The following is a 21524-nucleotide window of genomic DNA, read 5'->3' as shown; positions in this document are numbered from 1 at the left end:
GGCAGGACGGCGTGGATCCGGTTCGGGCGTTGGAGCAGGTCGCGTTCCAACTGGAGCGCGCCGGCGAGCCGGGCTACCGGGTACGCGCGTTCCGCAAGGCCGCGCAGGTCGTCGCCGAGGTGCCGGCCGACAAGCTCGCCCACATGGTCCGGATGGGCACGCTGACCAAGCTGCCCGGCGTCGGCAAGTCGACCGCCGCCGTCGTCGAGGACGCTGTGCACGGACGGCCCATCGCGTACCTGGAGAAGGTCCACCAGCCCGACCTCTCCGGCGGGACCGGGCTTCGGGCGCTGCTGCGCGGCGACTGCCACACCCATTCCGACTGGTCCGACGGCGGCAGCCCCATTGACGTCATGGCCCGCGCCGCCCGCGACCTCGGTCACGACTGGATCGCCCTCACCGACCACTCGCCCCGCCTGACCGTCGCCAACGGCCTCTCCGCCGACCGTCTGCGCCGGCAGCTCGACGTCGTCGTGGAGTTGAACGCCGAGCTGGCACCGTTCCGGATTCTCACCGGCATCGAGGTCGACATCCTGCTCGACGGCGGCCTCGACCAGGAGGACGAGCTGCTGGACCGGCTCGACGTCGTCGTCGCCAGCGTGCATTCCAAGCTGCGGATGCCGTCCGACGAGATGACTCCTCGCATGCTCGCCGCCATCGCCAACCCCCACGTCACCGTCCTCGGCCACTGCACCGGCCGCCTCGTCACCGGCCGCGGCCGCCCCGAGTCCGAGTTCGACGCAGAAGCCGTCTTCACCGCGTGCCGGGAGCACGGCGTCGCCGTCGAGATCAATTCACGGCCTGAGCGCCTCGACCCGCCCCGCAGGTTGCTGCGGATGGCCGTCGAGCTGGGCTGTGTGTTCGCCATCGACACGGACGCCCACGCCCCCGGCCAGCTCACCTGGCAGCCGCTCGGCTGCGCCCGGGCCGAGGAGTGCGGCATCGGCGCCGACCGCGTGATCAACTGCTGGGCCGCCGACGAGCTCCTGTCCTGGTCGCGGGACCGTCATGCGGAATGACCTCGCCGAGCCAACTGGCACGCCACGGCCGGGACCACCTGGATCAGGTGGTCCCGGCCGCCTTCAGCACACCCGGTACCGCTCCGGCCTACTCCAGGGGTTCCCGGCCGCGGCGGACTCGTGCCTGATCGCTATCGGCATGGGAACAGGTCGGGATACACCCTGCTCGTGCGCGTGCCCACGCCGGCAAGCTGGCCATCAGTGACCAGGCAGAAGTAGTAGATGGGCTCGCTCCGCGGCACGAGTGGCTGCGAGAGATACAGTTGATCAAACTTCCCCCGGTATCCAGCCTCGGACAGCACACCAGCAGCATCCTTCTGCGACATGGAAAACGGTTCCACCGGCTGAATGCCGAGCCCGCGAGTCCAGGGTTCGGTCCTCACATACTCCCCGTCCGGCGAATACACGTACTGGAAATCAAATTCATTCTCCGCTTCACGGGAGACGAACCTCATTGCCCATTCGCGCACATCGTCGGGGTCGACGGTCGGCCCTACCAGGGAGCCATTGGCGCCATAAAAGACGGCACCAGGATATTCCCGCTCAGCCCTCTCCATGGCTTTCCGCACGAGCTGGGGAAGCTCGGACACCTGAGTGGAGCCGGCCACCCGACCCGAGGCGGACGCGACTGGCACGCCGATGACGCCGGCAAGCAGTGCACACATCACAACGACAGTCAGAAAACGCGTACGGATCGTGACACACCTCCTTCGACCATGAGCACGGGCTGTGAAATCTCGAATATCTGTGTCTCTGTCAAGTCGTCCAACCCACACCGGCACAGCAAGGGCCTGGTCTCAGGATCGGGCTCGTAAGGCGCCCGACGCAAGGAGGCCATTCACATGGCCCCGCCTACCTAGACCGGGATCAGCCTCGAAACCAGGGCCCCCAACTGCCGGGCATTGCGGCATTCGTGCATCTCGATGACGGTGGCGTAGTCGTGGGCGGCGGAGTCGCCGGTGTTCCAGAGGTCGCGGCGTTCGGGGTTGAGCCAGAAGGCGCGGCGGGCGGGGCGCAGGATGTGGGCGAGGACGGCGAGGCGGGGGTCGCCGTTGTTGTTGCGGGCGTCGCCGAGGATGAGGACGGAAGTCTTGGGGCCGATGACGTCGGGGTAGCGGTCGGCGAACTCGTCAATGGAGCGGCCGTAGTCGGAGTGGCCGTCCCACCGAATGACGGAAGCCTCGCTGAGGATGCGGGCGCCGAGGGCGGCGGGGTCGGCGACGCCGGCGGTGACGAGGTGGGTGACCTCGTCCATGCCGTCGACGAAGGCGAACACGCGGACCTTGGAGAACTGGTCGCGCAGGGCCTGCACGAGAAGCATGGTGAAGTTGGCGAAGGACGCCACGGAGCCGGACATGTCGCACAGCAGCACGATCTCGGGCCGGCCGGGGCGGTGCCGGCGGAAGACGGGGGTCATCGGCACGCCGCCGGTGGACAGGGAGCGGCGCAGGGTGCGGCGAAGGTCGATCTGACCCCGGGCGGCGCGACGGCGGCGGGCGGCCAGGCGAGTGGCGAGCTTGCGGGCCAACGGTTGGACCATGCGCCGCATCTCGGCGACCTGGGTACGGCCGGCCTGAAGGAAGTCCAGCTGGTCGGGGGTGGGCGGAACGGCGGTGCGGGCCAGGCGTTCCCGGCCCCGGAGCTCGGCGACGCGGCGCAGGGCTTCGCCCCGGACGAGTTCACGGAAGCGTTCGATCCGACGACGGACCTCGTCACGGTCCAAGCGCTCGGTGAAACCGGCCTGGGCCTGCATGGCGGCCAGGATCCGAACGAGCAGGGTCTGCGGCTGCACCCGGTCCAGGGTCTGATGCGCGGAATAGCCGCTGGTGCCGGAACCGCCCTGCCCGTACTGCCCGAACGCGTCGACGGCGAGCCCGGCCAGTTGCAGCAGCTGTTCCTCGTCGTCGACGGCCAGAGCGGCGACGAGACGGTCGTTCAGCTCGTCGAGGGTGAGCTGTTCGTGGCGGGCCTGCTCGGGAATCCCCACACCCAAAGGGAAAAACAGGTCGAAGGTGGAGTCGAAGACGGCTCGCTGACCGTCCCGCCGGATCAGGCAGGCGGCCAGGCCCTCACGGGTCTGCTCGCGGTCGTCGAAACCGAGGATCTCCAAAGCGGCGGCGGCGTCCACGGTCTCCCCCGGCCCGGCCTGGATTCCCTTGGCCCGCAAGGCCTGCACGAACTCGGTGAGACGGTCGGAAACACTCACAGTTTGTCCAGCTCCAGCCGCTGCCCGGCCTTGACCATGTCCTCCTGGTGCTTGAGGATCACGCCGAGGCTGTCCCGCACCAGCTCCTCGTTCAGCGACTCGGCCCCGAGCTCCAGCAGCGTCCGGGCCCAGTCGATGGTCTCGGCCACCGACGGCGACTTGCGCAGTTCCATGGCCCGCAGGGCATTGATGACCCGAACGACCGAGGTGGCCAGCGTGGAGTCGATGCCGGGCACCCGGGCCAGCACGATCCGCTTCTCCAGGTCCTCGTCGGGGAAGTCGATGTGCAGGAACAGGCACCGCCGCCGCAATGCCTCGGACAGCTCGCGGGTGGCGTTGGAGGTGAGCACGGCGAAGGGCCGCTGGGTGGCGGTGATGGTGCCGAGTTCGGGCACGGTGACCTGGAAGTCGCCGAGCACCTCCAGCAGCAGCCCCTCCACCTCGACGTCGGCCTTGTCGGTCTCGTCGATCAGCAGCACGGTCGGCTCGTCGCCGCGGATGGCGGTGAGCAGCGGCCGGGGCAGCAGGAACTCCTCGCTGAAGATGTCGTTGCGGGTCTGGTCCCACGTCTCGTCGCGGCCGGCGGTGATGCGCAGCAACTGCTTGGCGTGGTTCCACTCGTACAGGGCCCGCGACTCGTCCACGCCCTCGTAACACTGCAACCGCACCAGCCGCGAGCCGGTGACCTGGGCGACGGCCTTGGCCAGCTCGGTCTTGCCGACGCCGGCCGGCCCCTCGACCAGCAGCGGCTTGCCGAGCCGGTCGGCCAGGAACACGGTCGTGGCGACCGCGTTCGAGGCCAGGTAGCCGGCCTCGGCCAGCCGCGCGGCCACCTCGTCGACGGACGTGAAGAACCCGGTCACGCGTGCCCTCTTCTCAGCCTTGAACAGTCCCTCCGGTAGATGAACTTAGCTGCTCCAGCTCCTCGTCGACACGGGCCTGGTGCTCGACGAGGTCGGCCCGGGCCCGGCTGGGCCGCCACCGGCCGACCATCACGAAGATCAACGGCAGGAACACGGCCTCGCCGCCGACGCACACCCACCACCAGTTCTGCCACTGGCCGGGCGTGGCCGCGGCGGCGTTCTGCACCTCGGTGGCGTGCTCCTGCAGGAACGCAAGGTCCGCCTTGGGCACGGCCGCGGCGGCCCGCAGCCGTTGCAGCGCGGTCGTCTGGTCCACGTTCTGGGCCTGCATGATCTCGGCGACGGCCTTGGTGCCGGCCTCGGGATCGGACGGGTTTCGGCCCAGCGCGGCCAGCGTCGCCGGGTCGACGACGCCGATGGTCTTGATCTCGGCGTCGTACTTGGCGGCGAGGGTGGCGACCTGCGTGCCGTACTGCACCAGCGGCGTCATCGACGTGACGACGAACGGCAGCGCGAAGACCGACAGGGCCACGCAGGCCCGCACGATCCAGCCCCACACGGCCAGGCCGGTGGCGGTCAGGGCCGGGTTGATGCGTTCGACGGTCTCGGTGAAGCTGGCCATCCACGGCGCGTAGGCCACGGCCATGAACATGGCCAGCGCGCTGATGATCCAGACGAAGGTGTAGTAGCCGGTGTCGGGGGCGGTGGCGCGGCTGAGGAACACGATGGTCATCACGATCGCGCCGAGCGCCCCGACCAGCATGAACGGCTTGCGCACGCGCAGCCGGTCGGAGACCACGCCGACCACGATCAGGGCCAGCGCGTCCACGCCCCAGAACCAGTTCCCGATGCCGTTGGCGTCGGCCAGGCTGAAGCCGTAGATGGTGGTGAAGTAGATGGTGAAGAAGCCGACCGCGGTGTAGTAGAGGATCAGGAACACCGAGATGGCGAAGGCGGAGCCGATCACCGGCAGCGTCATCATCTGCCGCCACGGGCGCTCGATCGCCTTGTCGACGTCGATGCCGGCGGCCCGGGCCTCGATCAGTTCCCGGTCGCGCATGCTGACCATCAGCTGGTCGCGGAGGTTCGGCGACAGCTCCCGCAGGCCGAACAGGGCGATCACGAAGACCACCAGGCCGACGATGCCGCAGATGACGAACTGGGACTGCCAGGCCGGCAGCGCCTCGATGGTGTTGCTGGACACCTCGGACAGCACCAGGCTGCCGACCACCGGGCCGAGCGTCCAGAAGCCCATCGCCGAGGCCCGGCCCAGCTGCGGCGAGAAGTCCCGCACCAGCGCCGGCGTGGCCACCAGGATGATGCCCTCGACGAAGCTGATCACCGCGAACAGGATGGCGAAGGTGAGCTGGTCGGGGGCGTTGGGCACGCCGAACAGGGTGAGCACGCCGGTCAGGCCCAGGCCGTAGGCGACCAGGTTGGCCCGGCCCCAGCGGTCGGCCAGGCCGGCCAGCAGCGAGGAGAAGGCGCCGACGGCGTTGCCCACCACGGAGATATAGACGTAGTAGGTGAACGACATGTGGTACTGGGCGATGATCTCGGTGGCCACCGCGCCCGGCACGTACAGCTCGTAGTAGAGCACGACGGTCGCGACGACCACGATCGCCAGGTACCAGAGGCGTTGGCGGGTCTCGGGATAGTGGTCCAGCCGGCGTTGCCACAGCACGCTCATGCCGCCTCCTTCGGACTACGGTGTCCGGGTAGCCTGTGTCACAGGTCACAGGTACGCGGCCGTACTTTAGGGGGCGCCGGGCGGTGCGACAAGAGGGATCCCTGGCCGGGCGGCATGATGACGCCCCGGGTCTGCCCCGGGGGCGGTCCAGCCTGCCGGCCGACGAGGTGCGGGCGGCGCAGCGGCAGCGGCTGATGTCGGCCACCGTCGCCGCGGTGGCGGCCGAGGGCTACCACGCCATCACCGTGGCCGACATCGTGCGTGGCGCACGGGTGTCCAAGGCCGCCTTCTACGTTCACTTCCGGGACAAGGAAGACTGCTTCCTGGCCACCACCGCCTACGGCGGCAACCTGTTGGTGGACGCCGTCATCGGCGCCACGCGGTCGCTGCCGCCGGACGCCGAGCCGGCCGAGATCCTGCGCGCGGCCTGCCGGGCATTCCTGCGGTTCCTGGCCGACGAGCCGGCCTTCGCCCGCGTCTTCTACGTCGACATGCCGGCGGCCGGATCCGGTGCGGTGAACCGGATGGACGCCGCCCAGCACCGGTTCGCGGAGCTCAACCGCAGCTGGCACCGGCATGCCCTGAGCCGCCACCCCGACTGGCCGTCCGTGCCGTACGACGCCTACCTGGCCCTGGCCGGCGCGACCACCGAGCTGGTGAGCGTCCGCGTCCGCCACAACCACGCGGCGGAGCTGCCGGAACTGGAGGACACCCTCGTGGCGCTGCACATGGCCGTGCTCGCCGCCCAACGCTGGCCCGAAATGCCCTAATTTCACACAAGCAAACGCCACATGTGCGCCACAGTCGCGCCCACACGCCACATGTGGACCACATGTGGCAGAAAAGCTCGGGTGGGAAGACGCGACGGCCGGCACGGTGATACTGGGCGGGTGACGGAAGACCACTGGCACGCGCCGCTGCGGCACATCAAGGGCGGCGGCCTGACCGGGGACACCGGCCAGACCAGCGGCATGACCCGGCTGGAGGCGATCTCCGGCAAGACGGTCGGCTCCAGCAAGGTGTGGATGGGCGAGACCCACGTCGCGCCGGCGACGAACTCGGGCGACCACCACCACGGCGAGGCGGAGACCGCCATCTACGTGAAGTCGGGCCACCCGGTGTTCGTCTTCGCCGACGGCGACGAGGAGATCCGGCTGGAGACCGGGCCCGGCGACTACGTGTTCGTGCCGCCCTACGTGCCGCACCGCGAGGAGAACCCCGGCGACGAGCCGGCGGTGGTGATCATCGCGCGCAGCAGCCAGGAGGGCGTCGTGGTCAACCTGCCCAGCCTGTGGCCGGACCGGGATCAGGAGCGCTCGTAGGGGATCTTCTCCCCCGCCTCGACGGCGAAGGCCAGGCTGTTGCCGGCCGGCGGCAGCGGGCAGGTGGCGAAGTCGGTGAAGGCGCACGGCAGGTTGACGGCCCGGTTGAAGTCGAGCGTCACGGCCCCGGCCGCCGGCTTGGCCACCGCCAGCGACCGGTTGGCCGCGTAGGTGGTGACGCCACTGGTGGCGTCGGTGAACAGGATGCTGAGCCCGCCGTCCTTGCCGTTGAAGGCGGTCAGCGTGTGCTGCACGCCGTCGCGCTGGAACTTCACGACGCCCGGCGCGGTGTAGACGTGGCTAAGGCCCTCGACGACGGCGCCGACGGTGGTCGGCCGGGGCTCGTCGAACGGCTCGTACACGCCGTCGAAGACGAACGACTCGTCCGGCTCGTAGGCCGGCACGCCGTGGAACTCACGCAGCACCGAAGCCTTGGGGTCGTGCACGCGGATGAGGTATCCGGATCGCCGCGCGACCTCGACCTCCAGGTCACCGGCCACCACCCGCACGCCAGGGCCGCTGTTGACCAACTCCAGGCGCAACAACGCGGTCACCGGCTGGCCGTCGTAGGTCGCCGACTCGCCCTGCGGGTCGAAGTAGGCGGCCTCGGAGTCCTGCCACCACAGGCCGGGCAGCCCGGGATAGGTCCGCGGGCTGTCCTCCAGCCAGTCCAGGGAGACCAGTGCCAGCCACCCGTACGGGTCGGCCAGCCCCTGCTCACGGTCGGTGTGCCATGCCTGCCACTCGCCAGCGAAAGTCATGCCGTCTTCAACGCCCGACCGGCCAGCGCCATTTCCGGTCTCACCAGGTGGACACCGGTGTCAGGTCGGGCTCGGGCATGTCCGGGTCGAACGGGAACATCGGGCGCTCGATGCCCCGGTGGCCCAGCCGCGGCAGGTCCTGGTCGACGCCGCCGGGCGTGAGGGCCAGCAGCCAGTCGGCGGCCATCGCGTACAGCTCCGGCTCCAGGTAGCCGATCTTCACGATGACCAGGTCGGCGGTCCTCGGCGACAGCCCGAGGGCCAGGAAGTCCGATTCCAGGTGGTACGGCTTGCGCCGCTCGGTGACGATCACCTTCAGACCCTGGACCCCCAGCACCACGGCCGTCCCGGCCACCGGGTCGTCTTGGTCGATGGCCTCCACCACGGCGTCCAGGGGCACCGGCCCGCACGGCCCGGAGTCGACGTGCCCGCCAACGGACACCGTCACCTTCTGTCCCACACCGGCCCGCACCGCGGCGGCGGTGGCGGCGGGGTCGACGATCTGGGCGTAGATCGTGGTGCGCTCCAGGACTTCCGGCATCTGGAGGAGCGCCTGAAGGCTCCACGAGGTGTCGCCCGCGCCACCGGCGGTCGGGTTGTCGCCGGAGTCGCTGATGAAAAACGGCCGGGCTGGGCTCGCAATCGCTTGCGCGACGCACTCGTGCAGACTTCCCGTCGGCGCGACGAAAGCGAAGTCGCGGCGGGCGTCCCAGTAGGCGCGGGCCAGCCGCTCGGCCTGGGCGGTGATCACGTCGCGGTCGTCGCCGGTGACCACAACCGCGGCCTGGCAACGGGGTTCGTCGGCCCAGGCGTAGCCGACCCAGATGGCCGCGTCGAGAACCCCGGGCAGGGCCTCGACTTCGTCGACTAGGGCGTAGACGCCATGGGCCGGCTCGATGCGGGTGCTGGTCTTCTCACCGGGCAGCAGCACCGGCACCTGCGCCCAGGCCTTCAACGGCTTCCCCCCGTGTCGCAAACGTTTCACCAGGTTGCGAACGGCCCGCTCCCGGGTGTCCCAGGCGTCGGTGTGCGGGGCCTTGCGGTAGCAGGTGATCAGGTCCAGCGCGCGGGCCAGGCGGTGGGAAACGTTGCCGTGCAGGTCCATCGACGCCGACACCAGCACGTCCGGGCCGATGATCGCGCGAATGCCCTCGATCAGGTCGGCCTCCACGTCCACCCGGCCCAGCACGCTCATCGCGCCGTGGATGTCGAAGAACAGCCCGTCCAACGGCCCGCAGGAGCGCAGCCGGGCGTAGATTTCCTCGGACAGAGCCGCATAGGTTTCCTCGGTGACCGCACCGCCGGGCAGCGACACCGCGTGCAGCAGCGGCACCCACTCGACATCGGGAATGTCCAAAAAGGAATAACGTGCCAGCAGGGAGTCGCCGCGGGTGATGCGGAAATCGTCCACAGTGGTCCGATGCGGCGAGAAGGTGCTGGACTCGATGGCGATGCCGGCGATTCCGATGCGCATTACCGCGATTCCCCTCTGATTGCCTCGTCCAGGACGGATTCCAGGGCCAGCGAGCCGGCCCCCAGCAGCCCGGCGTCGGCCCCGCCGAGCACGGTGTCGATCCGCAGCCGGCGGGTGGCCAGCGGCAGACAGCGTTCGTACAGGGCACCACGTGCGGCGGCGACGAAAGCCTCAGAACCGGCCAGTGCGCCGCCGAGCAACACTGCGTCGGGGTTGGCGAAGTTGACCACAGTGGCCAGCACCTCCCCCAGCAAGCCGCCGGCCCGCCGCACAGCAGTGATCACGGTGGCGTTCGCGTCCTCGGTGGCGGCCAGGACATCGGCGGTGCTGGCCACGCCCAACTGAGCCACCAACGCCGCGCCGCTGGCCACGGTCTCCAGGCAACCGTGATTGCCACAGCTGCACGGCCGGTCGCCGCCGGCCGGGATGCGCACATGGCTGATGTCGCCCGAAGCCCCGTCGCGGCCGCGGTGCAGGCGGCCCTCGACCACCAGCCCGGAGCCGATGCCGGTGCCGGCCTTGACCACCACCAGAGTTTCGCCGGGCGCGCCGCGGCGGGCTTGGCCCAGGGCCATCAGGTTGGCGTCGTTGTCGATGACCACCGGCACCGAGAACAGGCCGGTCAGTGCCTCAAAAGCCGGAAATCCGCGCCAGCCGGGCATTCTGGACGGCAGCGTCACCGTGCCGGCGACCACGTCGACCGGCCCGGGCAGCCCGACGCCGACGCCCAGCCACCGCCCCGGCGGCTTCTCCGCAGCGGCGAGGTCGTGCACGGCGGCGGAGATTTCACCCAGCAGCAAAGCGGGATCGGTGTCGATGCTGATCGGTAGCTCGTGGGTGCCGATCAGCGCGCCGGTCATGTCCATCGGGGCCAGGCGCACGTGCCGGGAGCCGATGTCGATGGTCCAGACGTGCCCGAAGTCCGGGTTCACGGTGAGCAGCCGCGGCCGGCGGCCGCCGTGCGATCGGCCTTCCCCCTGCTCCACCAGGACTCCGGCGGCGAGCAGGGCCTGCACGCGAAGGTTCACTGTGGACGGTGGCAGGCCGAGCCCGGCCGCCAGCTCGTTGCGGGCGGTGGCGCGGCCGGCGGCGACCAGCTCCACCACGCGGGCGGCGCTGGCCTCAAGCCCGTGCATCGTTGACACATTTCTGGCGCAAGTGTCGAGAAACCTCGATCTCCGATGGTTCACCTGATGGCCAACGTGAGTATAGTCAGCCGAAAAATCCCAGCAAGTGGACTTACAACAGTTTTGTTGGAAGTGAGGCAGGATGCGACGAAGGCTCGGCCGGCTGGCCGCCGTGCTGTGTTGTCTTGTGCTCACGGCCTGCGCCGGCGGCCAGGTGCGCCATGGAGGCGGCGCGCCGAACACGGTGAGTTTCGCGCTGCCGCCGTCGGCCACGCCGAACTGGATCCTGCCGTTGGCCATTCCCGGCTACACCGCCAGTTACAACGGCGTCATCCAGTCGGCACTTTTCCTGCCGCTCTACGCCTACGACGGTTCCTCCGGCGAGGTCGGCATGGACCAGCAGGCCAGCGCCGCCGAGCCCCCGGTCTACGCCCCGGACGGCAAGTCGGTCACCATCATGCTCAAGTCGCTGACCTGGTCCGACGGCGTGCCGGTGACCACCAAGGATGTCCAGTTCTGGCTGGACATGGTGCGCGCGGCCAAGGACGAGTGGGGCGTCTACTCCAAGGGCCTGATGCCGGACAACGTCACCGGCTTCCACATCGTCGACGAGCACACCTTCACGCTGACGCTGGACAAGACGTACAACCCGGGCTGGTTCACGGCCAACCAGCTCACGCTGATCACGCCGCTGCCGCAGCACGCGTGGGCCAAGGATCCCGATCCCCGCAAGGCGTTCGACTACCTGGTCGCGCAGTCCAAGCAGCTCGGCGCGTACAACACCAATCCACTGTGGAAGGTCGTGGACGGCCCGTTCGCGCTGGAGTCGTTCTCCAGCAGCCAGATCACGCTGGCCAAGAACCCGCGTTACACCGGGCCGGACGCCTCGCACCTGGACAAGATCACGTTCCTCACCTTCACGAGTTCCGCCGCCGAGTACAACGTGCTGCTGGCCGGCGGCGTCGACTACGGCTACGTGCCGACGACGAACCTGGGCCAGAAGTCGAAACTGGAGTCGCTGGGCTACCGGATCGAGCCGTGGAACGGCTGGTCCATCACCTACATCCCGTACAACTTCAACAATCCCGCGCTGGGCAGGGCGTTCCAGCAACTCTACCTGCGGCAGGCCATCCAACACGCGGTGGACCAGAAGGCGATCTCGCAGGTGATCTGGCGCGGCACCGCCACTCCCGGCTACGGCCCGGTGCCGCAGGACAACGACCCGACCTTCCTGTCCCAGCAGCAGAAGGACAACCCGTACCCGTTCGACCTGACCGCCTCGAAGAAGCTGCTCGCCGACCACGGCTGGCGGCCGGGCCCGGACGGCGTGCTGGAGTGCCAGGACGCGAACGCTTGCGGTCCCGGCGTGGCCAAGGGCACCCGGCTGTCGATGACGCTGCTGACCGAGTCCGGCTCCGACGAGACCGACGGCACCATGCAGGAGCTCAAGTCCGAGCTGTCCAAGGTCGGCATCGAGCTGCGGATCAACGCCCAGCCGCTGAACACCGTGCTGGCCAACGGAACCACCTGCGAGCCGAGCAGCCCGGCCTGCGCCTGGCAGCTGTCCTACTTCGGCACCCAGGGCAGCTGGTACTTCCCGGCCTATCCCAGCGGCGAGCAGCTGTTCGCCACCGACGCCGGGGTGAACTTCGGCAACTACCGGGACCAGCCGACCGACGACCTGATCAACGCCTCCACGCTGTCCACCTCGCCGCAGTCCATGGTGGACTACAGCGCGCGGCTGACCGAGCAGCTGCCGGTGATCTGGATGCCGAACCCGCCGTACCAGGTGTCGGCGATCGACAGCGCGCTGGGCGGCGTGGTCCAGGATCCCCTGGCCGGCCTGCAACCCCAGCGCTGGTACCGGACGAGGTGACCGCGATGACCCGATTCCTGGCCCGCCGCCTGCTGTTGGCGCTGATCGTCGTCTTCCTGGTCACGGTGGTGACCTTCGTGATCCTGCACCTGCTGCCGGGCGGCCCCGCGCGGGGCGTGCTCGGCGTGAAGGCGACCCAGGCGCAGATCGACGCGTTCAACCAGTCGCAGGGCTTCGACCAGCCGATTCCCGTGCAGTACTGGGACTACCTGCTCCGACTGCTGCACGGCGACCTCGGCGCCTCCTACACCCAGAACACCGATGTCAGCACACTGCTGGCCGAGCGGCTGCCGAAAACCCTGGTGCTGACGGCGACATCGACCATCCTGGGCATCATCGTGGCGCTGCCGCTGGGAGTGTGGCAGGCGACCCGGCGCGGCCGGGCGTTCGACGTGGTCACCACCGGCCTGGCCTTCGTGCTGTACGCGACGCCGGTGTTCTTCCTGTCGCTGGTGCTGATCATCCTGTTCGCCCAGGTGCTGCCCATCTTCCCGGCTCAGGCCGCACAGGGCGACACCGTGGCCGCCCTGCTGTCCCAGCCGGCCTCGCTGGTGCTGCCGGTGCTGGCCGGCACCGGCGTCACGGCGGTGGCCTACAGCCGGTACATGCGATCGTCCACAGTGGACAACCTGGCCGAGGACTACGTGCGCACCGCCCGGGCCAAGGGCACGCCGGAGCGCACCATCCTGTGGCGGCACGTCTGGCCGAACTCGCTCACCTCGGTGGTCTCGATGATCGGCTACTCGGTGCCGGTGGTGTTCAGCGGCTCGCTGGTGGTGGAGACGATGTTCAACTATCCCGGCGTCGGCCTGCTGTTCTGGTCCGCCGCCCGCGACGCCGACTTCCCGGTGCTGCTGGGCGTGGTGCTGGTCATCGCGGTGACCACCGTGCTCGGCTCGCTGCTGGCCGACGTCGTCCAACTCTTGATCGACCCGCGGGTCCGGGTGTCGGGAGCGAAGTCATGACCACGATCGCACTGCCCGCCCGCTCACGGCTGCACGGTAACGGCCTGGCCTTGGCCGGCGCGGTGATCCTCGTGCTGGTGCTGGCCTTCTGCCTGGTCGGTCCGCTGCTGTACCCGACCGACCAGGTGCACACCGCGCTGGACGCTTCCCGGCTTTCCCCGGGCCAGCAAGGACATCCGCTCGGCACCGACGACCTCGGCTACGACGTGCTGGGCCGGCTCATGGTCGCCGGCCGGACCTCGCTGACCATCGGCGTGCTGGCCGGCCTGCTGGCCACGGCCATCGGGGCGATCTGGGGCGCGCTGGCCGGATACGCCGGCGGCTGGCTGGACGCGGTGCTGATGCGCGTCGTCGACACCGGTGTGGCCATTCCGGCGCTGTTCCTGCTGTTGGTGGCGGCCACCCTGGTCACCCCGTCGGCCCTGGTGCTGTCGCTGGTGATCGGCTGCGTGTCGTGGCTGGTGCCGGCCCGGCTGATGCGCGCCGAGGCAGCGACACTGCGGGAGCGGGACTTCGTCAAGGCGATCACCGTGATGGGCGCCGGCCGGTGGCGGGTGGTGTTCCGGCACCTGCTGCCCAACGCGGTCGGCACGCTGGTGGTGGCCGGCACCTTCCAGATCGCCGACGCGATCCTGCTGGTGGCGTACGTGAGCTTTCTCGGGCTCGGCGTGCCGCCGCCGGACACCGACTGGGGCGCGATGCTGAACAAGGGCATCACGTACACCTATGACGGCGCGTGGTGGCTGATCCTGCCGCCCGGCATCGCGATCGTGCTGGTGGTGTGCGCGATCAACTTCGTCGGGGACGGGCTGCGCGACGCGCTGGCGGCGAGGGGGCGGGCATGAGCGAGCTTGCGAGCGAATCATTCAACGCAGAGCGTCCGCGAACGCGGACACCGAGCGCTAGCGAGGTGCCGCAGTGAGCGTGCTGGAGATCACCGACTTGCGGGTCAGCTACGGCTCCGCCGTCGCCGTGGACGGCCTGTCGGTTGCGGTGGACAGGGGCGAGATCGTCGCCCTGGTCGGCGAATCGGGCTCCGGCAAGAGCACGGTGGCGCTGGCGGCGCTCGGCCTGCTCCCCCGCTCCGCCCGCGTCGAGGGCGCGATCACGTTGGCCGGCCAGGACGTTCTCGGCGCGACGCCCGAGCAGCTGCGGCAGCTGCGGGGCCGGGGCGCGGGCATGGTGTTCCAGGAGCCGATGACGGCGCTGAACCCGGTGCGCACCATCGGCTTCCAGGTCGCGGAGGCGATCCGCAACCACGATCCCGAACCCCAGCGGCACAAGCGCTACCACGACCGCTGCGTGCGGCTTTTGGAGCGGGTCGGCGTGCCGGACGCACGCAGCCGGCTCGGCCAGTACCCGCACCAGCTTTCCGGCGGCCTGCGGCAGCGGGTGCTGATCGCCATCGCCATCGCCGCCGGCCCGGGGCTGATCCTGGCCGACGAGCCGACCACCGCGCTGGACGTCACCGTGCAGCAGCAGATTCTGGACCTGCTCCGGGACATCCGCGACACCGAGGGCGCCGGCACGCTGCTGATCACCCACAACCTCGGCGTGGTCGCCGACATCGCCGACCGGGTGTTGGTGCTGCGCAACGGAAAAGTGGTCGAGGAAGCGGACACCGAGACGCTGTTCGCAAGCCCCCGAGCGGCCTACACCCGGCAGCTGCTTGCCGCTGTGCCGCGGCTGGGCGACACCGCGCACGAGGAACAGCCCGAGCCCGAGCGACCGGTCCTCAAGCTTGAGGACATCGTTGTCGAGTACCACGGCCGCCGAGTTGTGGACACCGTCTCGCTGCACGTCGGTCCGGGCGAGTTCGTCGGCCTGGTCGGCGAATCCGGTTCCGGCAAGACCACGTTGGCCCAGTGCGTGCTCGGCCTCGTCACGCCGAAGTCTGGCGCCATGACAGTTTTCGGCGGCAAGCTGGACCAGAAGTCCCGCCGGCGACTCGGCGCGGTGTTCCAGGATCCGGCGTCCTCCCTGGATCCGACCATGACCGTCGAGCAGACGATCGCCGAGCCGTTGGTGATCCACACCAAGGCCGGCCGGGCCGAACGGCGGCGCAAGGTGTTGGACCTGATGGACGCCGTCGAACTGCCGCAGGCCCTGCTCGACCGCCGCGGCCACGAGCTGTCCGGCGGCCAGCGGCAGCGAGTCAGCCTGGCCCGAGCCGTGGTGCTGGGCCCGGACCTGCTCATCGCCGACGAGCCGACCAGCGCTTTGGACGTGTCCGTGCAGGCCGCGGTACTGGACGTGTTGGCCCGGTTGCACACCGAATTCGGCTTCGGCTGCCTGTTCATCAGCCACGATCTCGCGGTGGTGGACCGGGTCTGCGAACGGGTCGCGGTGCTGCGGGCCGGTCAACTGGTCGAACAAGGGCCGTGCGCGACCGTGCTGCACACGCCCTCGCATCCCTACACCCAGGCGCTGTTGCTGGCCTCACCGGTTCCGGATCCGGTGGTGCAGCGGGATCGCCGTCGATTGACTAGCGCCTGACGGGACTGTAGCCGCTAACCGTTGACCCGGCCGCGGGCCGCCCTGCATGCTCGAACGTGGGGGGTGCCGAGAGGGGAGACACGGGTGTGAGGCGGCCGTCCCCGCGCCTGGGCGCGACCTGGCTCGGCGTGAACTTCTGGTCGCGCACGGGCGGTCCGCTGATGTGGCGGAACTACGACCCGGCGGTGGTGCGCGCGGAGCTGGCCACGCTGGCCCGCCACGGGCTCACCGTGACGCGGTCGTTCTGCTACTGGCCGGACTTCCACCCGGAGCCAGACCGGATCGACGAGCGGCTGGTCGACCGGTTGGCCGACTTCCTCGACGCGCACTCGGAACTGGGGCTGCGCACGGTGCCGACCTTCCTGGTCGGCCACATGTCCGGGGAGAACTGGGATCCGCCCTGGCGGCACGGCCGAGACCTTTATGCGGACGTGGAAATGGTGAGCCGGCAGGCGTGGTTCATCGAGCGGATCAGCCGCCGCTTCCAGGACCATCCGGCCGTCGCCGCCTGGCTGGTCAGCAACGAGATGCCCATCTACGGCCGACGGCGCGGCGAGCCGCCGGCGCCGCGCGAGCACGTGACGGCGTGGGCCCGGCTGATGGTGCACGCGGTGCGGGCCGGCGGCGCGACCCAGCCGGTGTCGATCGGCGACGGCGCCTGGGGCATCGAGGTGACCGGCGTGGAGAACGGCTTCTCGGTGCGGGAACTGGCCGAGTTCACCGACTTCACCGGCCCGCACGTCTACCCCACCGACAACGACCCGGTGCGGCAGAACCTGAACGCCGCGTTCCTGTGCGAGCTGGCCGCGGTCGGCGGGAGACCGGTGGTGCTGGAGGAGTTCGGGCTGTCCGGGGACTGGGCCTCGGAGGAGAACACCGCGCTGTACTACCGGCAGGTGCTGCACACCACGCTGCTGGCCGGCGCCACCGGCTGGCTGGCCTGGAACAACACCGACTTCGACGACCTGGCCGACCAGGACCCGTACCGGCACCACCCGTTCGAGATGCACTTCGGCGTGACCGACTCGGCCGGCCGCCCCAAGGCCGCGCTGCGGGAGCTGGAAAGCTTCGCCCGGACACTGTCCGAAATGGACTTCGACCGGGTGCGCCGGGCCGACACCGAGGTGGCGCTGGTGGTGTCGTCCTATTTGGAGCGTGGCTATCCGCTCACCGTGGTCGAGGACGACCGCCGGCTGGTGTTCCAGTCGCTCAGGCAGGCCTACGTCGCCGCCCGCGAAGCCGATCTGGCCCCGGGTTTCACCCGCGAGCAGGACGGTCTCGCCGACGACGCGCGGCTGTATCTGCTGCCCTCCACTCGGCAGCTGATGGCCCCGACGTTCCGGCGGCTCGCGGAGTTCGCGCGCGCCGGGGCGACGGTGTACCTGTCGTACTGCTCGGGCACCCACGGCGGCAACCGCGGGCCGTGGTTCCCCGGGCTCGGCGATTTCTTCGGCGTGCGAACAGAACTCCGCTACGGCCTGGTCGCGCCGATCCTCGAGGACATCGTGTCCATGCGCTTCGTGCAGGACTACGGCTGCCTGCGGGCCGACCAGGTGCTCGGCTTCCAGGCCGGCGGCAACGAGCACGGCCGGGCGTTCCTCCCGGTCACGCCGACCACCGCCGAGGTGCTGGCCGTCGACGACTACGGCCGGCCGTTCCTGCTGCGCAACCGGATCGGTGCCGGCTGGGCCGTGCTGTGCACGTATCCGCTGGAGTACATGGCCTCCACCCAGCCCGACGTCAACCCGGAGGCCACCTACCGGCTGTACCAGACGCTGGCGGTGGCCGCCGGCGTGCGACGCGAGGCCACTGTGGACGATCCGATGGTGTTCGCCGACGTGCTCGTGCACGAGGACGGTCGCCGGTTCCAGGTGCTGGTCAGCCAGCACGACGGCACCGTCGAGGTGTCCCCGCTAGTTTGAGCGTCTCCAAGACCTACAAACCCCGGTCGGCGGGGTCGCTAACCGCTACAAACCCTCGGATGTTTGTAGCGGTTAGCGACCCGAATCCACAGGGTTTGGGGGTCTTGGAGACACCCAAACCTGCGGGGCGTGGTTGACCGGCTACAGTCTGGCGGCATGAACACGCTGGTGTGGCTGGCCTTCGGTCTCTTCTGGACCGCGGTGTTCGTGGTCAGCTTCCTGATCGACCGGCGGCGCCTGCGCAACGGCGTGTTCCTGGTGATGGCCCTGTTCTTCCTCGGCTTCGGCGCGCTGGGGGCGATCGGCACGCAGGCCCCGCTGGCCGCCGCCATCCCGCTGATCCTGATCGTGCTGGCCGCGCCGCTGGCCATGGTGGCGCTGACCGTGTTCCTGTTCGTCAACGGCTTCACCATGATCCGGCGCGAGGGACTGAAGCTGTCCTCGGTGCTGACCACGCTGGCCGGCCTGGTGATCGTCGGCTTCCTGGCGCTGGCGCTGCTGGCCCTGGGCACCAAGAACCGGTTCCTGCTCTCCGCGATGCTCAGCATCGGCGGCATCCTGTTCTACATCTCCTTCGTGTTCTGCTGTTTCCTGGTCTACTCGGTGTTCTACGGCCGGGTGCGGCAGCGCCGGGAGGTGGACTTCGTGGTGGTGCTGGGGGCCGGCCTCATCGACGGCAAGGTGACCCGGCTGCTCGGCGGCCGCCTGGACCGCGGCCGGCAGGTGTGGGAGCGGCTGCGCGGCGAGGCGCCGATGATGATCACCTCCGGCGGGCAGGGCGCGGACGAGCCGGTGTCCGAGGCGCGGGCGATGGCCGACTACCTCATCGACGCCGGCGTGCCCGCGGGGGCCATCCTGCTGGAGGACAAGTCCACCACCACGCTGGAGAACCTGACCTTCAGCCGGCAGATCATGCTGTCCCGCAAGCCCGACTACCGCTGCACCGTCGTCACGAGCAACTATCACGTGCTGCGGGCCGCCCTGTTCGCCCGCCGGGCCAAGGTGAACGGCCAGGTGCTGGGCGCGCCGACCGCCCGCTACTTCTGGCCCAACGCCTTCCTGCGCGAGTTCGTGGCCATCCTGGTCGAGCACCGCGTGAAGAACATCGTGCTGTGCCTGATGTTCGGCGCGGTCGGCCTGCTCGGCCTGGTGGCCTGACCCAAGATCAAGGGACCTCCCCTCTCGTTGAACGTCATGAAGGACCCCTTCATCGAACTGAGCGTCAGGATGGGGCCCTTCATGACAAAAGAGAGGTCTTCGCCGGCTGATTGACGTAGCGTTCACTATGCGAGTAGCGTCCGTTATGTGGCGAGGTTGAGCAGGGCGGAGGCCAAGGCCCGGACGCGGGAGCTGCTGCTGGACGCGGCGGCGCGGGTGTTCGCGCAGAAGGGGTACGCCGGGGCGTCGGTGGACGAGATCGCCGAGGCCGCGGGCTACTCGATCGGGGCGGTGTACTCGAACTTCGGCGGCAAGGAGCAGCTGTTCGTCGAGCTGCTCAAGGAGCGGGCCAACGACCGGGTGACGCAGGCCGCGGAGATCCTTGCCGACGCCGAGCCGGGCGAGGCGCACCGGGCGATGAGCCGGCTGGTGATCGACGTCGCCGACAAGGACACCGACTTCGCGCCGCTGCAGGCCGAGTTCTGGCTGTACGCGGTGCGCAATCCCCAGCTGATGGAGACGCTGGCCGAGCGGATGCGTGAGCCGAGGGACATGCTCACCGCGCTGGTCGGCCGGTCCGTGCCGGGCGCGGCCAAGGCCGACCAGCTGTCCACCATCATCATGGCGCTGTTCCAGGGCCTGGTGCGGCAGCGCCGCACCGACCCGGACAGCGTCCCGGAGGAGCTGTTCGGGCAGGCGCTGGAGTGGCTGTTCACCGGCGCCGAGGCAGATGAGGAGCAACCATGACCGCCCCCTCCTTGCTCGCGCTGCTCGACCCGGCCCTGCGCCAGGACCCGTACCCGACCTACCGGCAGTGGCGCGAGACCGCGCCGCTGTCCGGCGGCGGCGACCAGCCGCTGATGGCGACCCGGCAGCAGGACTGCTCGGACGTGCTGCGGGACGCCAAGTTCGGGCACCTCGAGGAGGAGCAGGCCGGGCAGCTCAACAGCACTCCGCCGGAGCAGCGCAGCTTCCTCGGCCTGAACCCGCCGGACCACACCCGGCTGCGCGGCCTGGTGTCCAAGGCGTTCACCCGCAAGGTGGTCGAGCGGCTGGCGCCGATGATCTCGCGGACCACCGACGAGCTCATCGACGCCGCCCGCGGCGCCGGGACCGTCAACCTGATGGACGCCATCGCCCGTCCGCTGCCGGTCGCGGTGATCAGCGAGCTGCTCGACGTGCCGACCGAGGACCGGGACCTGATCGTGGCCTGGTCCCACGACATGGCCCGCGGCCTCGACCCCGACTTCCTCATCCCCGAGGGCGTGCGGGAGCGGCAGGCCAAGGCCCGCGCCGAGTTCCGGGCGTACATGCTGCAACTGGCCGACAAGCGCCGCGGCAACCCGGGCGAGGACCTGCTGTCCGGGCTGGTGCAGGTGCACGACGGCGGCGACATGCTGTCCGAGGCCGAACTGCTGACCACCTGCATGCTGCTGCTCATCGCCGGCCACGAGACCACCGTCAACCTGATCGGCAACGGCACGCTGGCGCTGCTGCGTAATCCGTCGCAGCTGGCCCGGCTGCGGGCCGAGCCGGAGCTGGCCGAGCGGGCCGTCGAGGAGTTCCTGCGCTACGACTCGCCGGTGCAGTTCACCGCCCGGTTCGCCTTGCAGGACACCAAGATCGGCGAGGTCGACGTGCCGGCCGGCAGCAGCGCCATCCTGCTGCTGAGCGCGGCCAACCGGGACCCTGAGCTGTGCGAGGAGCCGGACACCCTGGACATCGGCCGCGAGCCCACCCGGCACCTGGCGTTCGGCCACGGCCCGCACTTCTGCCTCGGCGCGCCGCTGGCCCGGCTGGAGGGCCGGATCATGTTCCAGACGCTGGCCCGCCTGGACGTACTGGAGTCGGCCGGCGAGCCCAGCTACAACGACAACATCATCCTGCGGGGCATGAAGGAGCTGCCCGTGCGGCTTTAATGGGTCGTATGGCCTTCACGCTGAGCACGCCGCTGCCCGGGGACTCGACCGTCGGGCGGGTCCTGGTCACCGGGGCCGCCGGGCGGATCGGGTCTGGCTTCCTGCGGCACGTCGCCGACCGGTACGTGCTGCGGGCCACCGACCTGCCCGCTCGGGACGTCTCCGTCGAGGACTTCGTGCCCGCCGACCTCACCGACCGCGCGGCGCTGGCCCGGGCCTGCGAGGACGTGGACACCGTCGTGCACCTCGGCGCCGACCCTCGCTTGACTGCCTCCTGGGATTCGTTGCTGCCCAACAACATCGTCGGCACGCACAATCTCTTCGACGCCGCGCACAACGCCGGCGTGCGGCGGGTGGTGTTCGCCTCCTCCGTGCACGCCGTGTCCGGATATCCCGTGGGCAAACAGATTTCCGCCGACGATCCGGCCAACCCCGGCAACCTGTACGGCGTGACCAAGGCGTTCGGCGAGACCCTGGGCCGTTTCTACGCCGAGCAGCGGGGCCTGTCCGTGATCGCCCTGCGCATCGGCGCCTTCCACACCGAGGGCACACAGCCGGATCCCGAGCCCTACAACGACTTCCTGCACCTGGCCGAGGCCGACCTCTACCGGATCATCGTGCGGGCCATCGAGGTCCGGGGTGTGCGGTACGCCGTGGTGAACGCCATCAGCCCGCAGGTCGGCGGTCGCCTGGACATCACCGCCACCCAGGAACTGTTGGGATAGC

Annotated in this window: 19 protein-coding genes; 12 read left to right on the top strand and 7 right to left on the bottom strand. The window is 69.7% G+C overall.

Features of this window, described 5'->3' with window-relative positions; translation table 11 throughout:
* Window positions 1-11 precede the first annotated feature (11 nt).
* Window positions 12-1019, top strand: a complete 1008-nt coding sequence (locus tag JJ691_RS03170; RefSeq protein ID WP_211767294.1) for a PHP domain-containing protein — start codon at window positions 12-14, stop codon at window positions 1017-1019.
* A gap of 131 nt (window positions 1020-1150) precedes the next feature.
* On the opposite strand, the gene JJ691_RS03165 is transcribed toward JJ691_RS03170, so the two are convergent.
* From JJ691_RS03165 to JJ691_RS03150, 4 genes are all read right to left on the bottom strand, one after another.
* Window positions 1151-1684, bottom strand: a complete 534-nt coding sequence (locus tag JJ691_RS03165; protein WP_211767293.1) for a hypothetical protein — start codon at window positions 1682-1684, stop codon at window positions 1151-1153.
* A gap of 191 nt (window positions 1685-1875) precedes the next feature.
* Window positions 1876-3225, bottom strand: coding sequence for a vWA domain-containing protein (locus JJ691_RS03160; protein ID WP_211767292.1), 1350 nt, complete (start codon window positions 3223-3225; stop codon window positions 1876-1878).
* The gene (locus JJ691_RS03155) at window positions 3222-4088 is read right to left on the bottom strand and encodes an AAA family ATPase (protein ID WP_211767291.1); all 867 of its coding nucleotides are present in this window, start codon (window positions 4086-4088) and stop codon (window positions 3222-3224) included. The genes JJ691_RS03160 and JJ691_RS03155 overlap by 4 nt, the downstream gene beginning before the upstream one ends.
* Before the next feature lie 13 nt (window positions 4089-4101).
* Complete coding sequence (locus JJ691_RS03150) at window positions 4102-5778, bottom strand: MFS transporter (protein WP_211767290.1); 1677 nt, start codon at window positions 5776-5778, stop codon at window positions 4102-4104.
* Window positions 5779-5861: 83 nt separating this feature from the next.
* Between JJ691_RS03150 and JJ691_RS03145 the strand changes: the two genes are divergently transcribed.
* Together JJ691_RS03145 and JJ691_RS03140 are read left to right on the top strand one after the other, a co-directional pair.
* Window positions 5862-6548 (top strand): TetR/AcrR family transcriptional regulator, encoded by a 687-nt coding sequence (locus JJ691_RS03145; RefSeq protein ID WP_211767289.1) that lies wholly within the window; start codon window positions 5862-5864, stop codon window positions 6546-6548.
* 120 nt (window positions 6549-6668) lie between these two features.
* Entirely contained in the window at window positions 6669-7100 is a 432-nt protein-coding gene (locus JJ691_RS03140) for a cupin domain-containing protein (protein WP_249227647.1), read from the top strand.
* On the opposite strand, the gene JJ691_RS03135 is transcribed toward JJ691_RS03140, so the two are convergent.
* From JJ691_RS03135 to JJ691_RS03125, 3 genes are read right to left on the bottom strand one after another with little or no spacing between them, the layout of a single operon-like run.
* Window positions 7085-7861 carry a DUF1684 domain-containing protein gene (locus JJ691_RS03135; RefSeq protein WP_211767287.1) on the bottom strand — a complete coding sequence of 259 codons (777 nt, stop codon included), beginning with the start codon at window positions 7859-7861 and terminating at the stop codon, window positions 7085-7087. The genes JJ691_RS03140 and JJ691_RS03135 overlap by 16 nt on opposite strands.
* A gap of 40 nt (window positions 7862-7901) precedes the next feature.
* Window positions 7902-9335 carry a M81 family metallopeptidase gene (locus JJ691_RS03130; RefSeq protein WP_249227646.1) on the bottom strand — a complete coding sequence of 478 codons (1434 nt, stop codon included), beginning with the start codon at window positions 9333-9335 and terminating at the stop codon, window positions 7902-7904.
* A complete protein-coding gene (locus JJ691_RS03125) occupies window positions 9335-10471 on the bottom strand; it encodes an ROK family transcriptional regulator (RefSeq protein ID WP_211767286.1) in 1137 nt (378 codons plus the stop codon). Before JJ691_RS03125 ends, JJ691_RS03130 begins: the two co-directional genes overlap by 1 nt.
* Window positions 10472-10604: 133 nt before the next feature.
* On the opposite strand from JJ691_RS03125, the gene JJ691_RS03120 reads away from it, so the two are divergent.
* The 9 genes from JJ691_RS03120 (at window position 10605) to JJ691_RS03080 (ending at window position 21523) form a co-directional block, all read left to right on the top strand.
* Entirely contained in the window at window positions 10605-12338 is a 1734-nt protein-coding gene (locus JJ691_RS03120) for a peptide ABC transporter substrate-binding protein (RefSeq protein ID WP_211767285.1), read from the top strand.
* 5 nt (window positions 12339-12343) lie between these two features.
* On the top strand, window positions 12344-13303 hold the full coding sequence (locus JJ691_RS03115) for an ABC transporter permease (protein WP_211767284.1): 960 nt from the start codon (window positions 12344-12346) through the stop codon (window positions 13301-13303).
* A complete protein-coding gene (locus JJ691_RS03110) occupies window positions 13300-14148 on the top strand; it encodes an ABC transporter permease (RefSeq protein ID WP_211767283.1) in 849 nt (282 codons plus the stop codon). Before JJ691_RS03115 ends, JJ691_RS03110 begins: the two co-directional genes overlap by 4 nt.
* A 73-nt stretch (window positions 14149-14221) precedes the next feature.
* Entirely contained in the window at window positions 14222-15799 is a 1578-nt protein-coding gene (locus tag JJ691_RS03105) for a dipeptide ABC transporter ATP-binding protein (protein WP_306291349.1), read from the top strand.
* Window positions 15800-15885: 86 nt separating this feature from the next.
* Window positions 15886-17721 (top strand): cellulase family glycosylhydrolase, encoded by a 1836-nt coding sequence (locus tag JJ691_RS03100; protein WP_249227645.1) that lies wholly within the window; start codon window positions 15886-15888, stop codon window positions 17719-17721.
* A 156-nt stretch (window positions 17722-17877) separates the two neighbouring features.
* Window positions 17878-18879 carry a YdcF family protein gene (locus JJ691_RS03095; RefSeq protein ID WP_211767282.1) on the top strand — a complete coding sequence of 334 codons (1002 nt, stop codon included), beginning with the start codon at window positions 17878-17880 and terminating at the stop codon, window positions 18877-18879.
* A 147-nt stretch (window positions 18880-19026) separates the two neighbouring features.
* A complete protein-coding gene (locus JJ691_RS03090) occupies window positions 19027-19626 on the top strand; it encodes a TetR/AcrR family transcriptional regulator (RefSeq protein WP_249227644.1) in 600 nt (199 codons plus the stop codon).
* On the top strand, window positions 19623-20798 hold the full coding sequence (locus tag JJ691_RS03085; RefSeq protein WP_211767281.1) for a cytochrome P450: 1176 nt from the start codon (window positions 19623-19625) through the stop codon (window positions 20796-20798). The genes JJ691_RS03090 and JJ691_RS03085 overlap by 4 nt, the downstream gene beginning before the upstream one ends.
* A gap of 8 nt (window positions 20799-20806) precedes the next feature.
* The gene (locus JJ691_RS03080) at window positions 20807-21523 is read left to right on the top strand and encodes an NAD-dependent epimerase/dehydratase family protein (protein ID WP_211767280.1); all 717 of its coding nucleotides are present in this window, start codon (window positions 20807-20809) and stop codon (window positions 21521-21523) included.
* Window position 21524: the final 1 nt, after the last annotated feature.

The sequence above is a fragment of the Kutzneria sp. CA-103260 genome, assembly GCF_018263855.1.
GTDB lineage: Bacteria > Actinomycetota > Actinomycetes > Mycobacteriales > Pseudonocardiaceae > Kutzneria.
This window is presented reverse-complemented; position numbering and strand designations above follow the sequence as displayed.

Excerpts from the sequence above, each read along its gene's own strand:
- JJ691_RS03165 (WP_211767293.1), bottom strand. The coding sequence starts at position 1,684 with ATGTGTGCACTGCTTGCCGGCGTCATCGGCGTGCCAGTCGCGTCCGCC.
- JJ691_RS03150 (WP_211767290.1), bottom strand. The coding sequence starts at position 5,778 with ATGAGCGTGCTGTGGCAACGCCGGCTGGACCACTATCCCGAGACCCGC.
- JJ691_RS03135 (WP_211767287.1), bottom strand. The coding sequence starts at position 7,861 with ATGACTTTCGCTGGCGAGTGGCAGGCATGGCACACCGACCGTGAGCAG.
- JJ691_RS03130 (WP_249227646.1), bottom strand. The coding sequence starts at position 9,335 with ATGCGCATCGGAATCGCCGGCATCGCCATCGAGTCCAGCACCTTCTCG.
- JJ691_RS03125 (WP_211767286.1), bottom strand. The coding sequence starts at position 10,471 with ATGCACGGGCTTGAGGCCAGCGCCGCCCGCGTGGTGGAGCTGGTCGCC.
- JJ691_RS03120 (WP_211767285.1), top strand. The coding sequence starts at position 10,605 with ATGCGACGAAGGCTCGGCCGGCTGGCCGCCGTGCTGTGTTGTCTTGTG.
- JJ691_RS03115 (WP_211767284.1), top strand. The coding sequence starts at position 12,344 with ATGACCCGATTCCTGGCCCGCCGCCTGCTGTTGGCGCTGATCGTCGTC.
- JJ691_RS03110 (WP_211767283.1), top strand. The coding sequence starts at position 13,300 with ATGACCACGATCGCACTGCCCGCCCGCTCACGGCTGCACGGTAACGGC.
- JJ691_RS03095 (WP_211767282.1), top strand. The coding sequence starts at position 17,878 with ATGAACACGCTGGTGTGGCTGGCCTTCGGTCTCTTCTGGACCGCGGTG.
- JJ691_RS03085 (WP_211767281.1), top strand. The coding sequence starts at position 19,623 with ATGACCGCCCCCTCCTTGCTCGCGCTGCTCGACCCGGCCCTGCGCCAG.
- JJ691_RS03080 (WP_211767280.1), top strand. The coding sequence starts at position 20,807 with ATGGCCTTCACGCTGAGCACGCCGCTGCCCGGGGACTCGACCGTCGGG.